This window comes from Streptomyces sp. NPDC047043 (assembly GCF_040644055.1).
In the GTDB taxonomy this organism is placed as follows: Bacteria; Actinomycetota; Actinomycetes; order Streptomycetales; family Streptomycetaceae; genus Streptomyces.
In genome coordinates, this window is record NZ_JBEYVO010000017.1 from 227,826 (window position 1) to 233,825 (window position 6,000).

Below are 6,000 nucleotides of genomic sequence, written 5' to 3' on the forward strand. Positions count from 1 at the left end.
ACGCAATGGCACAGCCTCACAGCCGGACCACCACCAGTCGGCGTTCGTTCTTGCGTAACGTCGGTCTCAGCAGCGGTGCCGGTGCCATGTTCGCCACCATGGGCGCCCTGGGCCTCGCCCCGACCGCACAGGCCGCGCAGCACGAAGAGCCTTTCCGTGCCCTCAGGGCGAGCGACTTCACCCTCACCGGTCGCAGCGCCGCCAAGGTCGTCGTCCTCGGCGGCGGCATCGCCGGGCTGACCACCGCGTACGAACTCGGCAAGGCCGGCTACGACTGTATGGTCCTGGAGGCCAGAGACCGCACCGGCGGCCGCAACTTCACCGTACGCGGCGGTGATTCAACCACCGACCTGTACGGCAACCGGCAGACCGCCCGCTTCGCCGAGGGCCACTACATGAACGCCGGGCCCGCCCGCATCCCGCAGTGGATGGTCACCCTCGACTACTGCCGTGAACTCGGCGTTCCCGTCGAGGTGTTCACCAACGTCAACGCCGACGCCTACCTCTTCAACGAGTCGGCCGGAATGACGAAGCCCGTGCGGTACCGGACCGCGAAAGCCGATGTCTACGGCTACGTCTCCGAGCTGCTCGCCAAGGCCACCAACAAGGGCGCGCTCGACAAGGAGTTGACGGCCGATGACCAGGAACGGCTCGTCGACTTCCTCCAGGACTGGGGGGCACTCGGTGACAAGCTGACGTACGAGGGCGGCGAACGCCGCGGATACTCCGCCGTCCCGGCAGCCGCCGGCACTCCAGGCGTCCTGCTCGGCGATCTCCCGACCGCCTCCCAGGTCTTCGCCAGCGGCGTCGGCCGGTACTTCTCCTTCGAGTTCGGCTTCGACCAGGCCATGCTGATGTTCCAGCCGGTCGGTGGCATGGACCAGATACCGAGAGCGCTGACCAGGGCCGTCGGCGCTCACCGCATCCGTACCGGGGCGGCCGTCGGGAAGATCACCGACAAGGGGAGCGGCGTCACCGTCACCTACACCCAGGGCGGCCGTACGAAGGTCGTCGAGGCCGACTACTGCGTCGCCGCCATGCCGCCCAACATCCTCGCCAAGATCCCGCACAACCTGGGCTCCGGCGTGCAGAGCGCCCTGGAGGCCATCACCCCCTCGTCCGCGGCCAAGATCGGCTTGGAGTACCGCTCCCGCTGGTGGGAACTGGACCACAACATCTACGGCGGCATCACCGAGACCGACCAGGACGTCGTGCACATCTGGCACCCCTCGTACGGCTTCCACGGCGAGCGCGGCATCATGATCGGCTACTACAACTACGGCGACGACGCCGACTCGTACGCCAAGCTCGCCCCCAAGGAACGCGAGAAGCGCGCGGTGGCCGCCGGCGTGAAGATCTACGGCGAGAAGTACCGCACGGAGCTCGTCTCCTCCTTCTCCCACCACTGGCGCCAGACACCCCACCTGGAGGCCGCCTGGCACGACACGCCCGGTGGCCCCGACGCCCCGCGCTACAAGCCGCTGAACGAGCCCTCCGGGCGGGTCCACTTCGCCGGTGACTGGCTCAGCTACACCGACGCCTGGCAGCACGGTGCGTTCACCTCGGCCCGCAAGGCCGTGACCGCCGTGCACACGCGTGTGCTGTCGGATTAGCACAGACACATGGCCACAAGGCGCGTGCTGAAGGTGTCCCGCATGGGAAGGCGATAAAAGGCAACTGTTCAGGGGTGTGAGCGGGATTGCTCACGCCCCTGCACCGCGTTGTGCAGTAGCCCGGAGTGCATCCACGTTGCTCGTGTCGCGAGCTGTTACCGACGGCGACAGCCCCCCGTGGGCGCGGGGAACACAACGAAAATGATCGCGTGTCCGTCGATGCACTCCAGGTGCTGACCGCACCTGCTCGATGCAGACAATGGCCCCTTCGTCCTGGCATTACCCACCGAGCGATCAACCCGGACTGCGATCAACGCCTTTGACGCTCACAGCGTCATGGAGGCGCGACCTCAGCAGACGCAGTCCGCTACCACACCACGCGGCCTCACCAGCGTCACAGGCGTGACCAGACTGCCCGAAACTCGGGTTACCGGCCGCCGAGGTTGCACATCTTCCTCAGCCTGGGTGCCATCAGGGAGCCGCGGAGCGGGCCGTGTCCGAGGTGATGTCGTACGCCTCGGCGTCGAACTCCGCCAGTCGGCGGCGCATCCGGCCCGTCGACCACGGCCAGCTGAAACTGTTGCGGCCGTTGCTGTCGAAGTAGTAACTGGAGCAGCCACCCGAGTTGTACACGGTGGACGGCAGGGCCTGCTGGACCTCGGCGGCGAAGGCGGCCTGGACCTCAGGGCGGACGTCCATGGTGGTCCAGCCCGCCGAACGGAAGTGGCGCACCGCGCCCGCCACATAGTCCAGTTGGGCTTCGAGGACTGTGTACGCGGAGGAGTGCCCGGTGCCCAGGTGAGGCCCGAGGAGGACGAAGGCATTGGGGAAGCCACTGACAGTGGTGCCCAGGTAGGCGTCCGGACTGCCCTTCCAGTGGGCGGCGAGGCTGGTGCCGTTGGCGTCGAACACCCGCTCGGCGATGGGCATGTCGAGAATGTGGAAGCCGGTGCCCAGGATGATCGTGTCGACGTCCGCGACACAGCCGTCCGCCCCGATGACGCGGCCGTCCCGGACGGACTCGACCGCAGTTGCGTGCACGGTGACGTTGGGCCGGGTCAAGGCCGGATAGTAGGTGTTGGAGAGAAGGAGCCGTTTGCAACCGAGAGTGTGGTCGGGGGTCAGCGCCCGGCGCAGCCGCGGATTCTGCACGGCGGCCCGGAGATGGAGCGCGCCCACCTTCTGCAGGGCTCGCAGGAGAGCCGGATGGCGGAAGCCGACGCCGAGGGCTTCCATCGCCGCGTACTCCGCATTGCGCAGCGCCCGTTGGGCCGCGGGCACCCGTCGCATGAGCAGGCGTTCGGCACGCGGCACGTAGTGGTCCGGTTTGGGGAGCACCCACTGGGCCGTGCGCTGGAACAGATGCAACCGGGCTACGTCGGGCTGGATGGCGGGGACGAACTGCACGGCCGAGGCGCCGCTGCCGACGACTGCAACGCGTCGGCCGGTGAGGTCGTGGTCGTGACGCCAGCGCGAGGAGTGGAAGACCTCGCCCGGAAAGTCGGCCAGACCAGGGATGTCGGGGAGCAGCGGTTCGTGCCAGGGCCCCGCCGCCGAGATCAGGAAGCGGGCCGTGTAGCGGTCGCCGGAGGTCTCGACGTGCCAACGAGCGTCGGCCCGGTGCCAGCGCGCCTGGGTAACCTCGCTGTGGAACCGGATGAGTGGGGTGATGCCGTACGCCGCCGCCGTGTCGTGGAGGTAGGCGCGTATCTCGGGTTGTCCCGCGAAGGCGCGCGTCCACCCGGGGTTGGGCGCGAAGGAGTACGAGTAGAGGGCGGAGGGCACGTCGCAGGCGCAGCCCGGATAGGTGTTGTCCCGCCAGGTGCCGCCCGGTTCGCCCGCCTTCTCGACGAGGACGAGGTCGCGCACTCCGGCCTGGCGCAGCCGGATGGCCGCCCCGATGCCGGACAGTCCGCTGCCGATGACGAGCGCCTCCACGTCGTGGGTCTCGCGGATCTCGGCCGTCTCGGATTTTTCGGCATACGGCATGTCAGGCTCCGGTCCGTTCGACGGCGGGTGAATCGGGTGAGCGGAGGAGGTCGCGGACGACGGCCCGTGTGGTGCGTAGGGACGTCTCAAGCACTGCTGGACGCCGCCGCCCGTCCATGAGGTTGCCGCCCATCACCTCCAGGTCGGCGGCGGTGGGTTCGATCCGCACCACCCGGATGCCCGCCCCTCGCAGCGCGGCGCACTCCGCGTCCAGGGTGCGGGTCATGACCCGGCGCAGCAGCGCCTCCGCCCGGCCGAGTCCCTTGCGCGGGCCTGGATCGGACGAGCTCATCGGCGCCACGACGTACACCTCGTCGAGACCGCTGTGCAGCAGCAGATCGGCGGAGGCCGTGGAGAGGATGCCGCCGTCCGCGTAACGCCGGCCGGCGATGTGGACGGGGGGAAACCAGCCCGGTACAGCCCAGGAGGCGCGCAGCGCGTCCCGGAGCGGGGCGTGCCGCGTGTCGGGGTGTCCGAACACGGTGCGCCGCCCCGTGTCGAAGTCGGCGGCTACCAGCCAGGTCGCCGGATGCGCGACCCACTGGCCGGTGGGTGTCAGGAAGTCGGCCAGAGCGGTCAGCCACCGGGTGTCGCCGCGTCCCTGGGGCAGCAGGCCGGAGAGACCGGCCAGCGCGGGAACACTGCGGCCCCATGCGCCGCGTGCCAGGCGTGGTGATCCGGGAAAGAGGGCGGGCCGGGGCGGGATAGGCCGGGGCGGGGAGGCAAAGTGCGCGGTGAGCTCCGGGCGGGCGCCGGGCCGGGCCGACTGCGCCGCCAGCAGCTCCTCGACGCCGATTCCGCCGCCGAGCATGGCCGCCGTCTCGGCCCCGGCGGAGGTGCCTACCAGCACTTCGGCCGTACGCGGGTCCCATCGCAAGGCCTGCTGGAGCGAGTGCAGTGCGCCGATGGTCCATGCTGCGCCGAGTGTTCCGCCACAGCCCAGTACCAGTCCTCGAGAAGGGGTCGTTCGTGTGCCTGTCGCGGTCACAGGGGTTTCTCCGCCCAATCGGGATACCAGTGAGATCGGGATACTAGCGGTATCTCGATGCGCTGCACAGCCCGTGAGCCGGGTTAGGATCCGGGAGGAGTCTGGGTGTTGCCGTATGTCCAGGTACTCCCGGGAGACCGCGCAGGACGGGAGAGGGAGCGAGACATGGTCCGCCTCAGCCGCGTCGAGAGCCAGGAACGCACTCGTGAGCGGCTCGTCGCCACCGCGCGGGAACTGTTCCTCCGCGACGGCTACGACGCCACCTCGCTGAGCGACGTCGCTGAGACGGCCGGCTATTCCAAGGGAGCCGTCTACTCCAATTTCCGCAGCAAGGACCACCTGTGCCTGGCGGTCCTCGACGAGGTCCGGGCCGAGCAGCTGGCCCTGCTCACGGACTCCGTCCTGTGGGACGCGACGATTGACGACCGCCTGGCGTCCTTCGCCGCCTGGGCGGAGGCGCACATTGGTGACGAGGCCTGGACCACGCTTGAGGTCGAGTTCCTCACCAGCGCGCGCAACGACGACGAACTGCGCCGGGAGATCGCGGCACGCGTCGCCGCGATCCGCGAGGCGCTCGCCCAGCTGATCGGCGGGCTGGCCGAGGAACTGGGCACGTCGCCCGCGATGCCCGCAGGGCAGGCGGCCATGACCCTTCTCAGCCTGGGCATCGGACTCGGCGTCCAGCGCATCGCCGATCCGGCCATGCCCACCACGGCACTGACGGACACCTTGCGGCTCATCCTGCGTGCCGGGAACCAGACGAGTGGTTCGGGGTAGCGGGCTGTGGCCGACACCTGCCCCGGGGCAAGCCGTACCTGACGCTCTACGCGGCGGGCACGGCAGTCAGGGACGGGTGCTGGTGAAGCGGACGGTCGCACCCCACTGCTGCTGTACCGCGGCTATGCACCACTGGCAGAGCCAGGAGCCGCCGCTGCCGTACTTGTGGGTCTTGCGCTGGCAAGTTCGTCTGAGGACGCAGGCTCTCAGCAGCGAGTGCCGCCTGCTGCGCCCATGCGGCCTTGCGGTCCAGTTCACGTGCGCGGATCCACCGCCCGCGGACCTGAGTGCCGTCAGCGAGCGTCACTCTGATGGTCATGGCAACAGGGCGAGCCTTTCGACGCAGTTCCTGTCGGCCCGGGAGCACGCCTACTACCTGCAATACAAGAACGTCCGCCCCGACTACGTGACCAGGCTGTGAGACCTGGTCAACTGGGACGACGTCACCGCCCGCTACACCGCAGCAACCAGCGCCTGACCCAGCATCACGACCTGGCGGGCGGGAAGCCATGGTGGCTTCCCGCCCGCCAACTCGTTTGGGTGCGGATCCTCTGAAGTGACGGTCAGGATCAAGCCGTGAGGCTGTACTTGTGCTGGTCGGGGTCGGGGTAGAGGCGTTGGTGTTCACGGGCC

4 protein-coding genes and 1 pseudogene are annotated in these 6,000 nt (G+C 69.0%); 3 read left to right on the forward strand and 2 right to left on the reverse strand.

Annotated features, from left to right (window positions below):
- The first annotated feature begins 86 nt into the window (after nt 1-86).
- Nucleotides 87-1,613, forward strand: a complete 1,527-nt coding sequence (locus ABZ880_RS27015) for a flavin monoamine oxidase family protein (RefSeq protein WP_361267473.1) — start codon at nt 87-89, stop codon at nt 1,611-1,613.
- A gap of 471 nt (nt 1,614-2,084) precedes the next feature.
- Here ABZ880_RS27015 and ABZ880_RS27020 read toward each other — a convergent pair whose 3' ends face one another.
- Together ABZ880_RS27020 and ABZ880_RS27025 are read right to left on the reverse strand one after the other, a co-directional pair.
- Nucleotides 2,085-3,602, reverse strand: a complete 1,518-nt coding sequence (locus ABZ880_RS27020; protein WP_361267475.1) for an NAD(P)/FAD-dependent oxidoreductase — start codon at nt 3,600-3,602, stop codon at nt 2,085-2,087.
- A gap of 1 nt (nt 3,603) precedes the next feature.
- The gene (locus ABZ880_RS27025) at nt 3,604-4,590 is read right to left on the reverse strand and encodes a patatin-like phospholipase family protein (protein WP_361267477.1); all 987 of its coding nucleotides are present in this window, start codon (nt 4,588-4,590) and stop codon (nt 3,604-3,606) included.
- Between the two features lie 165 nt (nt 4,591-4,755).
- On the opposite strand from ABZ880_RS27025, the gene ABZ880_RS27030 reads away from it, so the two are divergent.
- Entirely contained in the window at nt 4,756-5,367 is a 612-nt protein-coding gene (locus ABZ880_RS27030; protein WP_361267479.1) for a TetR/AcrR family transcriptional regulator, read from the forward strand.
- A gap of 355 nt (nt 5,368-5,722) precedes the next feature.
- Nucleotides 5,723-5,788 (forward strand): annotated as a pseudogene (locus ABZ880_RS27035) (Fe-Mn family superoxide dismutase); the annotation flags it as partial.
- Nucleotides 5,789-6,000: the final 212 nt, after the last annotated feature.

What these genes read in the sequence shown, in the direction of transcription:
- ABZ880_RS27015 (WP_361267473.1), top strand. Translation starts at nt 87, where the DNA reads ATGTTCGCCACCATGGGCGCCCTGGGCCTCGCCCCGACCGCACAGGCC.
- ABZ880_RS27020 (WP_361267475.1), bottom strand. Translation starts at nt 3,602, where the DNA reads ATGCCGTATGCCGAAAAATCCGAGACGGCCGAGATCCGCGAGACCCAC.
- ABZ880_RS27030 (WP_361267479.1), top strand. Translation starts at nt 4,756, where the DNA reads ATGGTCCGCCTCAGCCGCGTCGAGAGCCAGGAACGCACTCGTGAGCGG.